Below are 19,846 nucleotides of genomic sequence, written 5' to 3' on the forward strand. Positions count from 1 at the left end.
ACACCGTAGCGATGCATTGGGGGGAGACCGGAAATCTAGTTCCCTCCCCAATGCATCGGGGAGGGTTAGGGTGGGGTCAAAATAATGTGCAACTTCACAGAGAATTGGTATTAAAGGTTTTTTCTTTCCCCTTACCCCTTACCCTTTTCCCCAAAACCCGACAAATATTGCAACAGTTCCTCCACTTGTTCCATCACTTCGGACACATCAACTTCTGGTACTTCTGCCAGAATTTGGTCTTTGATTGTCTGCAAGTGAGCATTGATAGCGGTAAATTCATTGGCAACAGGATCTCGGAGAATCAACTCAATCACCACTTCTAAAAAACTTAGGATAGTACTATGCGTGACAAAACTCCAGCTTTCAAGATGGGCGAGGTTTAACTGTTTTAAATATTTTTACTATCTGCTTAAGTGTCTTAACTGTCCACTTAAATGTCTTAACTGTCTTAACTGTCTACTTAACTGTCTTAACTGTCCACTTAAATGTCTAATTAACTGTTTTAACTATCAATTTAACTCTCTAAAATGCTATTGCATTTTATTGATATAGCTGAGATGATGATTTGTAAAACTATATTCAAGAGGCTTATTGAAAATGCCATCAGAAGATGTTTAAAAAGTCATTTTGTCGAGGTCAAAAATTTTAGCTCCCCCTAAATCCCCTTTAGAAAGGAGAATTTGGATTCCGGCTCACCCTTTTTTAAGCTATCCATTAGTCACATCTTTCTTTACAGAACAAGCGTTTAAAGATTGTTCTGTAGGCATCTTGAATACTGAGGTGTGAAACATACTTGACAGATTAGCTCTTAGTATTATCGCTAAAGTTAGGTTTTTATTGAGAATTGATGACGAACGAATCAGGGTTACAAAGAACATGGGTGAATACTCTCTTAAAACAATTTGCAATTCGCAATGGGCTAATGCCCCGCTTCTCTACAAGACGCTACGCGAACGCGAACGCTTCGCTATCGCGGACGTCCGGGGATTTAGACCCCGACCCAAAACGGGCTGCCTGTCTTGCTGGGGACTTAAACCCCTAAAGTTAGTTAAGATTTATAGTCAACTTCTCCAGGATGGAGAACAACAAGTTAAGCGAAGTTTTCATATTTAACTAATATTTTTTTAGTAATAGATACAGAGGAACTATAAATATTATGACTACGCAAAATTTATTAAACCACATATCTAAACAGAAAGTTGTTATTACAGCTACATTTACAAGTGAACCAATTAAGGATTTCCTGTCATATTGGTTTCAAGAAATAGAAATTATTTATTCAATAGAGTTTGCTCCTTACAATCAGGTATTTCAAGAACTTCTCAATCCAGCTAGCCTCTTGACTAACAATCAAAATGGAGTCAATGTAGTTTTGGTTAGGTTTGAGGATTGGGAAGGAACTAAGAATCATCTGCAATTAAGAGTTGACGATTATCTAAAAGAACAAATTTTTGGCGATCGCTTACGCCACACCTTACCAAATCACTTAGAAATAGCTCACCTTAACCAGTACGAAACCGAGTATCTATACCAAGAAATTTTTGGCGATCGCGTCTATTTAAAGCACGGAATTGTCTTTAATGAAGACGACTGTATAATCGATGTCGGAGCAAATATTGGTCTATTCACCTTATTTGCCCAACAAAAATCCCCAAAAGGGACTATTTATGCTTTTGAACCTGCACCTCATGCCTTTGACAAGCTACAGACTAATGCAAAGCTCTACTGTCAAAATACTCATCTTTTCAACTGCGGCTTAGGTGGTGAATCCAAAGAAGAAACCTTCACTTTCTATCCTCGCTCCTCGGTTTTCTCAAGTTTTGCGGCTGATACCGAGCAAGATGAAAAAGCTATTCGCTCAGTCATTATTAATATGCTGCAACGCGATAATTCTCTGGATGAAGAGTCGTTAGAACGTTTAGCTGATGATTTTCTCAAGGATAGACTAGAGCGAGAAACTTATCAGGCTCAACTGCGAACTCTTTCAGAAATTATCGAAGAATACAAGATTGAAAAAATTGATTTACTGAAACTAGATGCCGAAAAAAGTGAGTTAGCAATTCTCCAAGGAATTAAAGACAATCACTGGCCATTGATTAAACAAATAGTCATAGAGGTGCATGACCAAGAAGGCAGTACGATTAAACAGGTCATGCGCTTGCTTAAAGACAAAGGCTTTCAATTTGTTGTCGATGAAGAGTCTCTGCTGCACGGTTCAGGACTCTATAACATCTACGTAACTCGCCTTAATCACAACCACAGCCCAGTATCGCAGCAATTTGGAAAAAACATAGCCCAATTAGAGCAAACCATCAGGGATTTTGGCAGTGCTTTGAAAACTGCAACAATGCGATCGCAAAATCCCTACTTAGTCTGTATCTGTCCTCCTTCTCCAACTACTGATACAGCAAATAACACTTTACATGAGAGAATGCAAGAATTGTTAGCAGCTGAACTCAAGAGTGTCAGTGGTGTGTATCTGATAAAAAGTCAAGAATTAATCAATACTTACCCAGTAGAGGAGTACTACGATCGCTACGGTGATGAGCTAGGGCACATTCCCTACACGCCAGCCTTTTTCTGTGCCTTGGGGACAATGCTGGCGCGGAAAATCTTTGCCTTGCAGAGCTATCCCTACAAGGTAATTGCCCTGGACTGTGACTATACCTTGTGGAGTGGTATTTGTGGTGAGGATGGAGTTGGGGGAGTGAAAATCGATCCACAATTTCGATCGCTACAAGAATTTATCATCGGACAGCAAGCCGCCGGAAAATTGATTTGTTTGTGTAGCAAGAATCAAGAAGAGGATGTATTTGCAGTCTTTGACCAACATCCAGATATGTTGCTTAAGCAGCATCATCTCGTCAATTGGCGCATCAACTGGCGATCGAAATCGGAGAATCTGAAGTCTTTAGCAACCGAACTGCAACTGAGTTTAGATAGCTTCATTTTCATTGATGACAATCCGGTTGAGTGTGCTGAAGTTAGAGCCAACTGTCCAGAAGTTTTGACCCTGCAACTTCCCCAAGAGGGCGCTAACATCCCCCAATATTTAGATCATATTTGGGCTTTCGACCAACTTCAAAGCACCCAAGAAGACCAACAAAGAACCAATCTCTATCAACAGAATGTCCAGCGCCAGCGTTTGCAACAGGATTCTCTCTCCTTTAGCGATTTCCTAGCCCAACTGAATTTAGAAATTGAGATTTCGCCAATGCAAAACGAGCAACTTTCGCGGGTTGCTCAACTTACCCAACGCACCAATCAGTTTAACCTCACAACAATCCGCCGATCTGAGTCTGAAATTCAACAACTCTGCAATTTAGGAAGATTCGAGTGTCGAGTGGTCGAAGTAAAAGACCGCTTTGGAGATTATGGTTTAGTCGGTCTGCTATTGTTTGAAGCTCAAGAAAATGCACTAGTTGTAGATACATTTTTGCTTAGTTGTCGGGTACTTGGTCGAGGTGTAGAACATAAAATGCTGTCCTACTTGGGAACTCTTGCTCAAGAAAGAGGATTGGGACGAGTCGAGCTTTTCTATACACCTACGAAGAAGAATCAACCAGCTAGGAATTTCTTAACTAGTGTTGGTAGGCAATTTCAGCAGGAGAAAGATGGTGGTTGGTTATTCGAGTTTCCATCTCAAACCGCATCCGAAAGCAACTTATTACATATATCCGATATAGATACCGTAGTTAAAGAGTCTAATGGAAGTCTAAGAGAAACAGCCTCGTCCGAATCCAATAGAGTACTTGTATCCGATATAGATATCGTAGTTAAAGAAGCTGTAAAAGTAACCTCGTCCGAATCCAACAAAGTACTTGTATCTGACGGATTTACCGTAGATATAAATCCCGATCAAGAACCAAAATCTGATAGCTCGGTAAAAAGAGCCTCCTTTGCAGACTTCTTTGAACGCATCGCTCAAACTCTATATAGTCCTGAACTCATTCTCAAAGAGATTGCATCCCGACAACAGCGCCAACGTCCTCAGTTAGATATAGAATTTGTTGCTCCTCGGACTCCTATCGAGAAGGCGATCGCACATTTATTTGCAGAAGCCCTCAAACTTGACAGAGTGGGTATTGATGATAACTTCTTTGAACTAGGTGGCGATTCGATTCGGGGTGCGATTCTGATTAATAAACTGCAAGCACAATTAAACGAGATTATTCATTTTGTTGTTTTATTTGATACTAAAACTACTGCTGGACTAGCAGCTTACATAGAAGAAAACTATCCACAAGCAGCAGCCAAACTGCTTGGTAAAGAAATAACTGCAATTATTGACTCACCACAAAAGCGAATCGATGAAGCTAAAGTTTTGCAAATGCGATCGTTGATTCCCTCCATTGCTCCCCCAATAGATGACGACGCAATCAAAAACCCGCCAGCTATTTTTATCCTCTCGCCTCATCGCAGTGGTTCTACCTTACTCCGCGTCATTTTGGGGGGAAATCCGCAGTTGTTCGCGCCTCCAGAATTGGAATTGCTGACGTTTAATACACTTCAAGAACGAAAAGCAGCATTTTCTGGACGTTATAGCTTTTGGGCGGAAGGGACGATTCGGACAATCATGCAAATTCGGGGGTGCAGTCCAGAAGAAGCGATCGCCCTGATGGAAGAATTGGAAGCGAAAAATCTCACCACCAAGCAGTTTTACCAACTTATACAGCGATCGCTGGGCGATAAAATCTTGGTAGATAAGACCCCCTCCTACTCTATAGATTTAGAAACTCTTAAACGGGCGGAAATCAACTTCCAAAACCCACTCTACATCCATCTTGTGCGTCATCCTTATGCAACGATGCGCTCTTATGAAGAAGCCAGAGTAGAACAAACCTTTCCCTATCAACATCCCTTCAATCGGCGAGAACTCGCTGAACTTGTTTGGCTAATTAGCCATCAAAATATTCTCGAATTTTTGCAACAAGTTCCTCAAGAACGCCAGTATCAAGTCAAATTTGAAGACATAGTTAGCCAACCACAGACTAGTGTTGAGGGATTGTGCCAATTTTTAGGGCTAGAATTCCATCCTGATATGCTGCAACCTTACAAAGAGAAAAAGCAGCGGATGACCGATGGGATCTATGCCCAATCTAGAATGGTGGGGGATGTGAAATTTCATGAACATCAGAGCATTAATCCCAGCATCGCAGATAGTTGGAAGCAGTACTACAGCACTGACTTTTTAGGTGATGTGACTTGGCAGTTAGCAGAGTCTTTGGGATATCAAAGACAGGGAATAGGGAACAGGGAATAGATAGTAAAAGAAATAACCGTGCTATTACTCCAGTTCGTCGGGGAAATCAAACAGAATTTCAGACTTTCCCCCTTTCTTTCGCCCAACAACGCCTATGGGTTTTGGCGCAAGTTGAGCCGGACAGCCCTTTTTACAATATGTTTAAAGCTGTCCGTCTGAACGGGCGTTTGGATATAGAAATTTTAGAACGCAGTCTCAACGAGATTATCCGCCGTCACGAAATTCTACGAACTACTTTTAGTGCAGTTGAGGGAACGCCTGTACAAGTAATTTCTCCCCACGCAACTATGAAACTCTCGGTTGTAAACTTGCAACGATTGTCAGGACAAGAACAGTCACAACAATTGCAACTCTTAGCAACTCAGGATCAATTGCAACCCTTTGACCTTACCAAAGGATTGTTGCTGCGAGTCACTCTAGTGCAACTCAAGTCAGAGTCTTATGCTTTGTTATTGACCATGCACCACATCATCGGTGATGGTTGGTCAATGGGAGTATTCATCAAAGAATTGTCGAGTTTGTATCGAGGCTTCTTGGTTGGCGAACCTTCTCCCCTCCCAGAATTACCGCTTCAATACGCAGATTTTACGATTTGGCAACGCCAATGGTTGCAAGGAAAAGTACTACAAACCTCAATTAATTACTGGACGCAACAATTAGCAGACGCACCACCTCTCTTGGAACTACCTACGGATAGGCCTCGTCCCTCCGTGCAAACTTTCCGGGGTTGGTGTTTTTCTTTCCAGCTAGATGCAAAACTGACGGCTTCGCTGAAAGAACTTAGCCAGAAGTCAGGAACTACCTTATTTATGACCTTGATGGCGGCTTATGCGACTCTACTGTTCCGTTACAGTGGCCAGTCAGATATTCTGCTGGGAACACCGATCGCTAGCCGCAATCATCAAGATGTAGAAGGGTTAATTGGCTTTTTTGTCAATACCTTGGTGATGCGAACTCGCCTAGAAGATAATCCGAGTTTCTCAAAACTACTAATGCAAGTGCGTTCTACTTGTATGGATGCCTACGTTAACCAAGACGTACCCTTTGAACAGATTGTTGAAGCTTTACACATAGAGCGCAGTCTCAGCCACAGTCCCCTATTTCAGGTGATGTTTGCATTGCAGAATGCTGCAATAGAGCAATTAGAAACGCCTGAATTAGCTGTTACTCCTCTACATCTAGATAATGTTAATGCCAAGGTTGACCTCACATTACAAATGTGGGAACAAGATAACTGCTTACAAGGGTTTTGGCAATATAACACCGATTTATTTGATGAAGATAGAATCGCTCGGATGACTGGTCATTTCCAGACATTATTAGCGGGAATTGTGGCGAATCCTCAAGCATCAGTGGGTACATTGCCATTGCTAACTGAGCGTGAACGTCATCAATTACTAGTGGAATGGAATGATACTCACATACCATATCCCGATACTAAATGTATCCATCAAGTCTTTGAGGAACAGGTAGAACAAACACCAAATGCGATCGCACTGGTGTATGAACACGAGTCCCTGACATACCGAGAATTGAGCGATCGCGCGAATCAATTAGCGCATTATCTACAAAGCTTGGGAGTCGGAACAGAAGTATTAGTGGGGATTTGCGTTGAGCGTTCGCTTGAGATGATTATCGCAATGCTGGCAATTCTCAAAGCAGGTGGTGCTTACGTTCCCTTTGATCCAGCTTATCCCCAAGAACGCTTGGCTTATATGCTGAATGATTCTCAGGTATCAATACTGCTGACTCAAGAACAGTTAACAGCGCAGATACCAGAAACCAACGCTAAAGTAGTATTTTTAGATACTTGCTGGCAGAAGGTAATTAGCAAATATAGCCAGAAAAACCCTGAAAATGAGGCATCAAGCCATAATTTAGCTTATGTAATTTATACCTCTGGTTCCACAGGAAAACCGAAAGGTATAACCGTTACTCATCAAGCTGTGAATCGCTTAGTTTGTAACACTAACTACGTGAAGTTAACAGCTAATCATCGAGTTGCTCAAGCCTCGAATGCGGCTTTTGATGCTGCTACCTTTGAAATTTGGGGAGCTTTGCTTAATGGAGCTAGGCTAGTAGGTATTAGTAAAGAAGTCTTGCTTTCGCCGCCACAACTCGCCACACAACTCCAAGACCAGCAGATTGACTTTTTGTTCGTCACAACAGCTTTATTCAACCAGCTAGTAAGTCAAGTCCCAGGAATCTTTAAAACTCTCCAAACCGTTTTATTTGGTGGAGAGGCGGTTGAGCCAAACTGGGTCAGAACCTTACTACAAAATCAACCTCCAAAGCGACTGCTGCACGTTTATGGGCCAACAGAAAATACTACTTTTTCTTCCTGGTATTTAGTGCAGGAAGTACCAGAAAGCGCAACAAATTTACCAATTGGGCAACCAATTGCGAATACACAAATTTATATTCTGGATCGTTACCTCCAACCTGTACCGATTGGTGTTCCTGGTGAATTATGTATTGGTGGTGATGGTTTAGCCAGAGGTTATCTTAACCGCCCAGATTTAACCGAGGAAAAGTTTATTCCCAATTCTATTGCTGAAGCACAACTAGCTCATAGCAAAAAGTTGTACAAAACAGGAGACTTGGCTCGTTACCTGCCTGACGGAAATATTGAATTTATTGGCCGCATTGATAACCAAGTAAAAATCCGTGGCTTCCGCATTGAACTTGCAGAAATTGAGGTTGTTTTAACTCAACATCCCCAGGTAGGAGATGCCATTGTCATTGCTAGGGAAGATAAGCCAGGGATTAAGAGTTTGGCAGCATACTTGATCCCCGAAGGAAAACAGCCAATTAGTAGCGAGTTGCGATCGTTCCTCAAGGAAAAGCTACCCGACTATATGGTGCCTGCATCCTTCACAGTTTTAGAGGCTTTGCCAATTACGCCCAATGGCAAAGTAGACCGCCGTGCCTTACCAGTTCCAGAATTCGAGTTCAATGACAATACTAGCTTTGTCTTTCCTCGCACCCATGCCGAAAAAATCTTGGTAAAAATTTGGCAAGATGTCTTACTATTAGAAAAAGTTTGTATTCATGACAACTTTTTTGAATTGGGTGGCGATTCCATTATTGGAATTCAAATTATCGCCAGAGCCAATCAAGCTGGATTAAAACTAACTCCAAAACAGCTATTTCAGCACCAAACCATTGCTGAGTTAGCTGCTGTAGCCGTGACAACTACCTCCAATGAGGCAGAACAAGGCTTAGTTAAGGGCATTGTTCCCCTAACACCAATTCAGCATTGGTTCTTTGAGCGAAATTTACCCGAACCCCATCACTTTAACCAATCTTTCCTACTAGAAGTTCCGCCAAATATCCAACCGGAATTACTAGAGCAAGCATTACAAAAGTTACTGTACCATCACGATGCTTTGAGGCTGCGGTTTGTGCAGCAAGCAACGCAATGGCAACAGTACAACAGTGATGTCTGGGATGGCATATTATTAGCTAACGCTGATTTTTCTAACCTGACTCAAGCAGAACAATCACAGGCCATTGAGTTAAAGGTAGAAGAAATACAGCGATCGCTAAATATAGCAGATGGGCCGCTGCTGCGGGTCGTTCTATTTAACTTCGGCAAATCTTCCGCTGGACGGTTGCTCATCGTCATCCATCACTTGGCTGTAGATGGGATTTCCTGGCGGATTTTGCTAGAAGATTTATCTCAGGCATACAAACAATTAGATAGTGGGAACAACATCCAACTCCCTGCAAAAACAACTTCCTTTAAGGATTGGGCAATCCGATTACAGGATTATGCAGACCATCAAAGACTGCATTCAGAGTTAGATTACTGGTTGCACTCAAGGTTGTTTGCAATTACTCCCTTACCGTCGGATTTTCCTGCTGTTGAGTCAGAAAACACTGTTGGTTCAAGTCCCATTGTTTCTGTATTTCTGAGTAGAGAACAGACTCGCGCCTTGTTGCAGGATGTTCCGGGAGCCTACAACACCCAAATTAACGATGTGCTATTGACCGCATTAGTACAAAGTTTTGCTGGCTGGACAGGCTATGATTCCCTACTGATTGAATTAGAAGGTCACGGACGGGAGGACTTGTTTGAGGATGTAGATTTGTCCCGGACAGTAGGCTGGTTTACCAGTATATTCCCCGTTTGTTTAAAACTTGCAGGTCTTCACCATCCTGGAGAGGCTCTCAAGTCGGTTAAGGAGCAACTGCGACGCATCCCCAACCGAGGTATTGGCTATGGCATCCTGCGGTATCTGAGCCACGATGCAACCATACACAAGCAACTTGGGCTACTCCCTCAAGCTCAAGTTAGCTTCAACTACTTGGGTCAATTCGACCAAACGCACCTAGCACCCCTTGGTTGGAAATATGCCCCAGAGTCTAGCGGTTCTATTCACAGTCCCAAAGGACAACGCCGCCATTTGTTGAATGTGAGTGGATTAGTCATTGAAGGCAGATTGCAACTGGATTGGAAATATAGCTCGGCTTTCCATCACCAGACTACTGTAGAAAATTTGGCTAACAAGTATGTGAAAGTTTTAGAAGCTATTATTGACCACTGCTTATCCCCAGAAGCAGGAGGCTATACTCCTTCAGATTTCCCTGAAGTTGGTTTAAGCCAAGAAGCGTTGGACGAACTGCTAGCAGAAATTGAATGAAGTTGTGAACAACTCATCTCTATCAAGAGAAGACGTATCCTCACTTTGTCCATTGTTTTAATTTTTCCACACCAACCATATTCATTATTTATGACAATCTCGAAAGCTACACTCACAACCGCGCGTGATTCAGGAGTTTTAGTTAATAAGCTTGCTTCCAAAATATCCTGCATTTCTTATCAAAGTATGCGTCGGTCTAGCAGAGTATTGAGAGAATTTGTACTTTATTATTTTCCCATTTATAACCTCTCAATGAATGATTTCTTTCGGTTTTATCCCATCTTAGGTTTTATTGAAGCTCTGGTTTATCAAACCGATGATGAAGTTGAAAAACTTCAAGGTGAAGGCTATGGAACACTACAACATTCTCCTTGGCGTTCTAAGCAAGAAATGATCTTGGCTGTTTTAGAAGAGTATAATCTCAAGCATTGCCATGTTGAATTGTATATGCAAAAGTTGGAAGAATATTTTGAATTAGAAACTCAACTATTAGCAGCATCTCATGTAACTCATGGAATGATTAAAAAAGCGGCTGAGTTACGTTCTTCTGATTATCGAATTTTACATTGTACTTTGTTAAAAATGTTAGGTTTAAATTACCCTGAAGATGAATTAAATGAAGAAATAAGGCTGATGTGGCCACTGGAAGTCTTAAATGACATTGAAGATGATTTGATGTTTTATTCCGAGGATGTAGCAGCCAAACATTATAATACTTACAGAATGTTTGTGAAAGTTTATGGAGAAAAAGCCCCTTACTTCTTAAGGAAAGAGTTAGACTTTTATGAAAGTCTCTTTCATAAACAGTTAGGACGATTTTCTGGGATGAAACGAGAATCTTTCATCAAACCCTGGAATGCTTATCGTCTTGACCATCCAGTACCAGTCATTCCTGAACCAATTCTTGAAGATTAAGATGAATGGCTAATAACCAATCGCTAATTGTTGATTTATTGCAGCTATTGGTTATTAGCAGCTTAATGTATAATTTTTGAAAAAGGAAAGATGAAAATTTTACAAAAATACACTTTTCCGAGAACAGTAGTTTATTAAAAGCATAAGGTAGGATGGTGGAAAAACAGCGTGGTGTAACAATATGGCTAACTGGTTTGAGTGGTGCTGGTAAAACTACCATCTGCCAATTTTTGGAAACAGAACTGCAACGCACCGGATATAAAATTGAAGTATTAGACGGCGATGTAGTTCGCCAAAACTTAAGTAAGGGGTTAACTTTTAGCAAGGAGGATCGAGACGAAAATATTCGACGAATTGGTTTTGTAGCTAACCTGCTAACTAGAAATAATGTGATAGTACTGGTTTCTGTTATCTCGCCATATCGAGCAGTTCGAGAAGAAGTGAAAAAACAGATTGGGGATTTTATTGAAGTATATGTCAATGCTCCATTAGAAGTTTGTGAACAGCGAGATGTCAAAGGTTTGTATAAAAAAGCTAGAGATGGTGAAATCAAAAATTTCACTGGAATTGATGATTTATACGAAATACCTTTAGAACCTGATGTGGAATGCAAAACTAATGAAGAAAGTATTGCCCAAAGCGCAAATAAAGTTTTAACTAAATTAGAAGAACTAGGGTATACCAATTCTCCATTGTTGCCACAATTCCAAAACAATTGCTCACGGATATGATAAAAAGTAGGAAGAGGTGAAATGACTTTAGTAAAAGAAAAGGAACTTTGTAAACTTTTTGTGGAAGTTGGAAGACAGCAATATTCCCTTGCTGCTACAGGTAATAATTTTGCTAAGAATGATGAAGTAACATGGAATAGTTTTGTCACAAATTTATTATCAGCAAATGGTGATCCTGCTGTTGAAAAAAATTATAAATATTTAGTTAATGCAGTTGTTGAATATAACAAACAAAATAATTCAGAAGTTAATATTAAAACTGTTTATGATTACTTTGCCGCTAAAATTATTCGTTCAATCTCTGTTGAACCATCAGAACTAGAGAAAAACTGGTATTTTATTTGTTCCTTGGCAGAAATTCCCAAGCCTGGAGATTTTATTGCGGTTCAGATTTTTCAAGAACCGTTAGTGGCTGTACACCAAGCAGACGGAACAGTTCGCGTTTTTCTCAATGTCTGCGCTCATCGCCAAGCACCAGTTTTTGAAGGTCACGGTTGTGTGGGTATAGATAAATCGGCTCTTTGTCCTTATCATGGATGGGCTTATGGTATAGATGGACATTGCAAGAATGCACCAGGGGCAAATAGAGGAGAGTTTGGTGCTGACTTTGATCTCAAAAATTATAGTTTGCAGGAGTTTGAGGTCAAAATTGATCAAAATCAGGCAGTTTTTGCCAAGCTTTCAGAAAATAATCACCTCACGCCAAAATCACCATCTGAAAACTATCAAAATATCGGAGCAAAAATTACAAATCTGCTTAATTCTGTGAGTCCAGGCTATGCAGATGGAGAAACCGCCACACTTCCAGAACAAATCCGCCTGTGTTTGAGAATTGGTTATTTAGAAGAGAATATAAAACAGCTAATTGCAGAAATTCCCCCAGAAGGAACAGGAGATAGTCGCCAATTAATGTTGGATTCCTTGATTGGCGAACTCAAACACGCGATCCTAAGCGTCGATAGTGATGGGTTAACGCCAGAACTGGATGAATTGCTGCAACGAGTTTACAGCAATGACGAGCAAAAGCAAATCATTGGAAAGTCTAGTGATTATGCCAAAATTGATGCTGATGACATAGAAGACATCTCCGAATCATCTGAAAGAAGACAAGCATTGCCAATCTGGATTTATGGCGATGCAGCATTGTTTGCTCTCGAAGTTGAGCATTTAATTAAACCAACTTGGCAATTTGTTTGTCATATCAACGAAGTTCCGCAACCGGATAACTTCACTTGGCTGGATATTGTCGGTGAAAGAGCCTACGTCATTCGCACTGCAAGCGGTGAATTATTCGCTGGTAAACTTCAGGATGTCAGACAACGGGGGAGCTATCCAAAATTTGGTTTACCCAACTACGGTTTAGAACCCATCGATATTGACATTTTTTATGGATTCATTTTTATTCGCTTTACTTGGGAAGGCTCAAGATTAGCCGATAGTTGGTATCTACCCGGCTTATTAGAACCCTACCAACTGGAAAATATGCAACCCATTGGTGGAGTTGGTCGGTATGACGTCAATGTAGAGGTGGATTACAAACTGCTGTGGGAAAACTTCTTAGAAGATTACCACTTTCCCATGATGCACAAAGGTTTAACCCGTCGGTTTGGAGTGTCGAGTGATTGTGAAGGCATTAACGGCATGATTATTCCCATGCGCGATCCGGCTTCACCCAGCTTAACCCCAATCGAGCGACAATATTATGATTGCGCCAAAGCGATCGCTCGACATTCTTGGGAGCGTGAACAGGAATTACAAGATTTTGCTGCTGAAAACGATTCTTTGCCCGAAACGCTGTGTTACTCAGCCTTCTGCTCAATGTCAGCGCAAGAAGAAATCCCCATGCCTTTTTCTTTGAGCGTATTTCCCGAACACGTTCAAACTTTTTCCCTAGTTCCCGCCGGGCCAAGAGAGTGCCGTTTTCATGTTCGCAGTTATGGTCATGTTCTTGACCCAAACGATCCTCATAGTAAAACCATTGAAGAGGCACGGCTAGCGAACATCCAACTACTTTTGGAATCGTTACACGAAGACATTCGCGTTAACTACATCTGTCAAGACAGCGTTTCCTCGCGGCTATTCGATAAAACAGGAGTATTTAGTATTGCCGAATTTGATGTTGCTAAGTTTCAGGAGGCTATTTACACCAAGCTACCAATAACCCGTTGTCAACAAAAACCATTATGACTACCACTGTCCCATCAGTCAATGCCGTAACCGAAATTGAGACTCGCAAAGCTGACCATTTACGTGTCTGCTTAGAAGAAGATGTCCAGTTTCAACACGTAACTAGTGGATTTGAGCGTTATCGCTTTATTCATGATTGTCTTCCTGAAATTAATCGCAGTGACATCAATCTGCAAACAACCTTTCTGGGTAAAAATCTCGGCGCTCCCCTGCTGATTTCTTCCATGACAGGAGGAACCGCATTAGCGCAGTTAGTCAATACTCGTTTAGCAACAGTTGCTCAACGCTACCGATTAGCAATGGGAGTTGGTTCGCAACGAATTGTGATTGAACAACCTCATTTAGCTCCTACCTTTGCCGTCCGTTCCTTTGCTCCTGACATTTTGTTGTTAGCGAACTTGGGGGCTGTGCAACTAAATTATGGATGTGGACTTGATGATTGTTTGCGCCTTGTAGATTCCTTAGAAGCAGATGCGCTGATTTTGCATCTGAATCCCCTGCAAGAGTGTGTGCAATCACAGGGAGATACAAATTTCCGGGGGCTGTTGAGTAAAATTGCCCAACTTTGTCAGCAACTACCTATTCCGGTTGTTGTCAAAGAAGTGGGAAATGGAATTTCTGCGCCAATGGCACAAAAGTTAATTGATGCAGGAGTTTCAGCCATTGATGTCGCTGGAGCCGGTGGAACTTCATGGGCAAAAGTAGAAAGCCAACGCGCCAAAGACAACAAGCAGCGCCGTTTGGGACAAACTTTTGCTGATTGGGGTTTACCAACCGCCGAGTGCATCAATTCCATCCGAGCGAACGCACCGACAATTCCCTTGATTGCTTCTGGCGGGTTAATCAACGGATTGGATGTAGCAAAAGCGATCGCTTTAGGAGCCGATTTAGCAGGTTTAGCCCGACCTTTTTTAGAAGCAGCCGTCAAATCGGAAGCCGCCGTTGATGAGTTGGTCGAAGTTCTGATTGCTGAACTAGAAACAGCTTTATTTTGTACTGGCAATGCCACCTTAGCAGAATTAAGAAGTTCTGGAGCATTGCAACGGATCTAAATGGGGAATAAATAACCAATGACAAATGACAAATGACAAATGACAAACCCACAACTACAGAAAACGCCCTGCACATTCGGGGGATAATTGCGATCGCGATCGTTAGTCTAATATGGGCGACGACTTTTCCAATAACGAAAGATGCAGTCACTAGCATTTCGCCAGCTGTACTTACCGCCAGCCGTTTTACTGTTGCAGCAGCGATATTTACTCCGTACTTACGCTCTCTAAATGCTCAGATATTACGCGACGGCACAGTTTTAGGACTTTTACTTTTCGCCTGTTTCGCCTTCCAAGCGATCGGGCTGGAAACTGCCAATGCCAACCGGGGAGGATTCATTTTTAGCCTAAATGTGATCATTGTCCCCCTATTGGCAGCGTTATTCGGTCAGCCCTTGCTGCTGAAAACTGTACTCGCCGCCGGAGTTGCCCTTATAGGCATCGGCATTATGTGCTGGGAAAATGGCTCTCTAGGCATAGGTGACTTGTTTTTGTTTGGCGACACCTTTGTTTTCGGGGTTTATATGTTGGTACTTCAGGGAACAGCACAACGCCACTCAACTTTATCTCTCACTGCCATCCAATTGTGGATTGTAGCAGTGTTGAGCGCCGTCTGGGCAGCGCCAGAGATAGTTGGGCAATTTGAGACTCTGAGAAATAATTACGGTCTTATCCTTTACCTCGGTCTGGTAGGAACTGCTGGTACTACCTGGTTAGAAACAATAGGTCAGCAATGGATTTCAGCTTCCGAGGCAGCGCTATTGTGTACCCTCGATCCGGTACTCACGTCCGTTTTTTCCTTTTGGCTACTCGGTGAGAAGTTTGGAGTCCGTGGTTTGATTGGCACGGCTTTGGTACTCGCTGCATTAATTTTGAGTCAGAATAAGTCTCAATATATAGATAGAAAATTAATATTTGGTACAGAAGATGTTTAACAATTACTAATTTTAAGTTTCTTTTTTCTAATATCAGATTTTGGTTAAAACTATGCTGAAGTTTTCGATTGAATTTAGACCTCCTATTCCTCCTACAAAAACTTTTATTATAGGTACATTGGGGCCTAGTGGTACTAGTAGTGACTATGCTTCTGGCTATATAGTCAAACAATTAGAGTCAGAACAATTGACTGGAGAAATTCAGTTATTTGATAGCTTTCCAAATGTCAAAGAAGCTTTGCTGCAAGACAAGGTTGATCTGGCTCTAGTTCCTCATGCGTACCAAATGATTAATGAGTTTTATATGGAGCCAAGTTTTGATTTAGGCTTCATTTTTATCTATCCGACTCCAATTTATGGATTGGCTAAGAAAAAAAATACAGAGGTAGTTTTCAAAGGATCTAGACTTGTTACTCATCCTGCGCCTTTACCTTTGTTGTCAAGACTTTTACCAGACTCTCAAGACCAATCAGAAATTCAGATTGATTTGTCTCCTTCTACTAGCGATGCAGCAATTCAAGTACAACAGGGTTTAGCTACTCTAGCGATTACTAATAAAAATGCTGTTGACGCTTATGATTTGGAGTTTATTTCTACCTATGGAAAAATCCCTATGAGTTGGTCAATTTTTTATAAAAAAATAGCAGAAAGTCATGTCTAAATTTTTTCCAACTCCCAAAAGTACAAAAATTGGTTCAGATGTAGACTTAATAGCTTATGAATGTCAAGACACACTCGTTCAATTAGTGTATCTTGCCCCAGGAGCCAATTTTCCACTACATCAACATCTAGAAAGTCAGATGGGGATGATAATTTCTGGTCGTTTAGAAATGAACGTCAACGGAACTAAAGAAATTATCGAACCGCTACAACAAGCTTACGTTGCCAATGCTTATGTTCCTCACGGTTCTAGAAATATTTTTCCAGAAACAGCACTAGTATTCGATGTCAAACGGCTCGTAACTTCCTTACCATCAGAAACAACTGACGAAGTGTTTCTCAAGGTATCGCCTAAAAAAGATGAAATTACGGGTTTCTCATATCAATCTATTGTTGCTTCTTGGTTTGAGATTGCGATTACTGAAATTCCACCAAAAGGAATTATCCCAATGCATCAATCCCCTGGCGAAAAGATGGGAATAATCCTGAATGGACAGTTGATGATGTCTGTGGAAAACGAACAGCAGCAACTAGAATGTGGTAGTATTTATTATGCTCCAGTTGATGTGTTTTGTGGAGGATATAATTCCTCTAATGAAGCAGCATCTTTGGTTGAAATTTTGATTCCGCCTCGTTCTCATTCATCTTATCAAGAAGCTTCTTTTCGTGAAAGAATTGCGCGATCGCTAACTGCAACCTAGAGGACTATTGACTATGGATTTAGGACTAACAGGGAAGGTAGCTTTAGTGACAGGGGCTAGTGCTGGTATTGGTTATGCTATCGCCGAAAAAATGGCAGCAGAAGGTTGTAATTTAATAATTTGTGGGAGAAATGCCGAACGATTAGAACAAGCTGGTCAAAGTCTGGCACATTTTCCAGTAAAAATTATCAGTTTATCGGCTGATGTTCAAAAAGCAACTGACTCGGAAAAGTTAGTGCAGGAAGCTCTTAATAAATTTGGTAAAATTGACATTTTAGTAAACAATTCCGAGGGAGCGAAATTTTCCAGCATTGCAGTAGAAAACCTTTCTGATGAAGATTGGACAACCGCTTTTGAAGGTAAAACAATGGGCTACATCCGCATGACAAGCCTGGTTTTACCTACCATGAAAAATCAGAAATGGGGACGAATTATCAATATTATTGGTACATCAGGGAAAGAACCTTCCCCTCGTTTAATTAAATCAGGGGTGGCGAATGCAGCATTAATTAATTTTACAAAATCTGTAGCTACGCAAGTTGCAAAATGGAATGTGTTAGTTAACTCTGTGAACCCTGGTATTATTGACACACCAAGACATCGAGAATATTTAGAAATATTTGCCCAAAAGGAAGACCGAAATATTGATGCGATCGCAGCAGGAATAAATAACACCATTCCTATCGGTCGTCGCGGTCATTCTAGTGAAGTTGCCAACTTAGTCGCTTTTCTCAGTTCAGAATGCGCCAGTTATATCACAGGTGTCACTATTCCTATCGATGGCGGATTGTCTACAGCAGCTTTTTAAGTAATTTAATTGTATTTTCGCTTGGCGATTAATTAAAAAAATATATATTCCAAAAATACAGTAATGGTAGTTATACAAAGTCAAAATAAAAGTAAAGATATTGAAGCCATCTATCCCCTTTCGCCAATGCAGCAGGGGATGCTATTTCATACTCTCTATCAGCCAGAATCAAGAATATACTTTGAGCAGTTTCGCTTTACTCTTCATGGCGAATTAAACAAGATCGCGTTTGAAGAAGCTTGGCAACAAGTGGTGCAAAGACATTCATCTTTACGGACTCTTTTTGTTTGGAAGAACCGTAAACAGCCAGTCCAAGTAGTGCGTAAACAGGTTAATTTACCTTGGATTAATAGGGATCTACGTTTACTTTCGACCAATGAACAACAATCGCAGATTGATGCTTTCTTAAATACAGATAGAGAGCAAAGTGTTGAGCTTGACAAATCTCCCTTGATGCGATTTGTTTTATTTCGGTTAGCAGATGAAACTTATCATTTTGTCTGGAGCTTTCATCATATATTGCTTGATGGTTGGAGTTGGCCGATTCTCTTCAAGGAAATCTTTGCTTTCTACAAGTCCATCACCAATAATCAACAATTATATTTAGCCCCAACTCGCCCTTACCGAGACTACATTAATTGGTTGCAGCAGCAAGACTTGTCTAGTGCAGAGGGATTTTGGCGGCGAACTCTGGAGGGTTTTACTGCTTCTACTCCTTTGGTTGTGGAACAAGCAGTAGGGCAGATTGCTCACCAGCAAACAAGTTATATTCGACACCAACATTTATCAGCCGAGGCCACTACTACCTTAAAATCTTTTGCCCAACAACATCATCTCACCGTTTCTACCTTGGTACAGGCAGCTTGGGCGCTGTTACTGAGTCGCTACAGTGGTGAGTCTGACGTAGTATTTGGGGCTACGGTGTCTGGTCGTCCTCATAACTTATCTGGCGTAGAGTCGATAGTGGGGTTGTTTATTAATACCCTACCTGTACGAGTAAAAATTCCTGAAACTGCTGATTTATTGCCTTGGTTAGTGCAATTGCAACAAGAGAATATTGAACGGGAGCAGTATTCGTACAGTTCACTGGTAGATATTCAAGGCGCGAGTGAGATTCCGAGGAATCAACCTTTATTTGAAAGCATTGTTGTGTTTGAGAATTATCCTGTAAATGCGACCCTACAAGCACTACCGGGTAATTTAAGAATAGGCGATCGCCAAGCCCTTGGAGAAACAAATTATCCCTTAACGGTGGTAGCAATTCCCGGTGAAGAACTAGTAATTAAAATCAACTACGATCGCACTCGCTTTGACGCAGATACAATTGATCGGATGATCGGTCATTTACTCACCCTGTTGCAGGGAATTGTTGAGTTACGCGATCGCAGTATAGGCGAATTACCGCTACTCACACCAGCAGAAAAAGATTTACTGCTAGTACAGTGGAATGCTACCCAAGCAGCCCAACCCATCAATGATTGCATCCATCAATTATTTGAGCAGCACGTTGAAAAAACACCCGAATCTGTGGCGGTGGTGTATGAAAATCAACAACTTACCTACCGACAGTTAAATCAACGCGCCAATCAACTAGCGCACTATCTGCAAAAGTTGGGTATCAAACCAGATGCACCTGTGGGGATTTGTCTGGAACGCTCTCTAGAAGCAGCAGTTGCCATATTAGGAACCCTGAAAGCTGGCGGTGCTTGTGTTCCCCTTGACCCTACCTATCCCCCAGAACGTTTAGCATTTATGCTGGCGGATACTTGTGCAAGCGTTGTATTGACCCAAGCTAGTTTAAAAGGGATTGGGGATTGGGGATTAGGGACTAGGGACAGGAAAATTTGGTGAGGGCTTCTAATCCGTTACCCAGTACCCAGTCCCCAGCCCCCAATCCCCAATCCCCAATCCCCAGTCCCCAGTCCCCAGTCCCCACTCCCTTTACGAA

The 19,846-nt window shown here is 41.5% G+C and carries 12 protein-coding genes; 11 read left to right on the forward strand and 1 reads right to left on the reverse strand.

The window, feature by feature from the left end; all coding sequences use genetic code 11:
• Positions 1-131: 131 nt before the first annotated feature.
• Positions 132-317 carry a hypothetical protein gene (locus A4S05_RS34935; RefSeq protein ID WP_069074348.1) on the reverse strand — a complete coding sequence of 62 codons (186 nt, stop codon included), beginning with the start codon at positions 315-317 and terminating at the stop codon, positions 132-134.
• An 839-nt stretch (positions 318-1,156) separates the two neighbouring features.
• Here A4S05_RS34935 and A4S05_RS34945 point away from each other — a divergent pair.
• The 11 genes from A4S05_RS34945 (at position 1,157) to A4S05_RS34995 (ending at position 19,749) form a co-directional block, all read left to right on the forward strand.
• Positions 1,157-5,263: an FkbM family methyltransferase gene (locus A4S05_RS34945; protein ID WP_069074350.1), complete on the forward strand. Its 4,107-nt coding sequence runs from the start codon at positions 1,157-1,159 to the stop codon at positions 5,261-5,263.
• Entirely contained in the window at positions 5,206-9,909 is a 4,704-nt protein-coding gene (locus A4S05_RS34950; RefSeq protein WP_069074351.1) for a non-ribosomal peptide synthetase, read from the forward strand. Before A4S05_RS34945 ends, A4S05_RS34950 begins: the two co-directional genes overlap by 58 nt.
• A gap of 90 nt (positions 9,910-9,999) precedes the next feature.
• Positions 10,000-10,824: a hypothetical protein gene (locus A4S05_RS34955; protein WP_069074352.1), complete on the forward strand. Its 825-nt coding sequence runs from the start codon at positions 10,000-10,002 to the stop codon at positions 10,822-10,824.
• Positions 10,825-10,976: 152 nt separating this feature from the next.
• Positions 10,977-11,555, forward strand: a complete 579-nt coding sequence (gene cysC, locus A4S05_RS34960) for an adenylyl-sulfate kinase (RefSeq protein WP_069074353.1) — start codon at positions 10,977-10,979, stop codon at positions 11,553-11,555.
• 21 nt (positions 11,556-11,576) lie between these two features.
• Positions 11,577-13,742, forward strand: a complete 2,166-nt coding sequence (locus A4S05_RS34965) for a Rieske 2Fe-2S domain-containing protein (protein ID WP_069074354.1) — start codon at positions 11,577-11,579, stop codon at positions 13,740-13,742.
• The gene (gene fni, locus A4S05_RS34970; protein WP_069074355.1) at positions 13,739-14,794 is read left to right on the forward strand and encodes a type 2 isopentenyl-diphosphate Delta-isomerase; all 1,056 of its coding nucleotides are present in this window, start codon (positions 13,739-13,741) and stop codon (positions 14,792-14,794) included. The genes A4S05_RS34965 and fni overlap by 4 nt, the downstream gene beginning before the upstream one ends.
• 32 nt (positions 14,795-14,826) lie before the next feature.
• Positions 14,827-15,729, forward strand: coding sequence for a DMT family transporter (locus A4S05_RS34975; RefSeq protein WP_069074356.1), 903 nt, complete (start codon positions 14,827-14,829; stop codon positions 15,727-15,729).
• A 52-nt stretch (positions 15,730-15,781) separates the two neighbouring features.
• Positions 15,782-16,390, forward strand: coding sequence for a type 2 periplasmic-binding domain-containing protein (locus A4S05_RS34980; protein WP_141699893.1), 609 nt, complete (start codon positions 15,782-15,784; stop codon positions 16,388-16,390).
• On the forward strand, positions 16,383-17,090 hold the full coding sequence (locus A4S05_RS34985) for a cupin domain-containing protein (RefSeq protein ID WP_069074357.1): 708 nt from the start codon (positions 16,383-16,385) through the stop codon (positions 17,088-17,090). Before A4S05_RS34980 ends, A4S05_RS34985 begins: the two co-directional genes overlap by 8 nt.
• Positions 17,091-17,103: 13 nt before the next feature.
• Complete coding sequence (locus A4S05_RS34990) at positions 17,104-17,898, forward strand: SDR family oxidoreductase (RefSeq protein WP_069074358.1); 795 nt, start codon at positions 17,104-17,106, stop codon at positions 17,896-17,898.
• 63 nt (positions 17,899-17,961) lie between these two features.
• Positions 17,962-19,749 carry a condensation domain-containing protein gene (locus A4S05_RS34995; protein ID WP_069074359.1) on the forward strand — a complete coding sequence of 596 codons (1,788 nt, stop codon included), beginning with the start codon at positions 17,962-17,964 and terminating at the stop codon, positions 19,747-19,749.
• Positions 19,750-19,846: the final 97 nt, after the last annotated feature.

The sequence above is a fragment of the Nostoc sp. KVJ20 genome (assembly GCF_001712795.1).
Lineage (GTDB): Bacteria > Cyanobacteriota > Cyanobacteriia > Cyanobacteriales > Nostocaceae > Nostoc.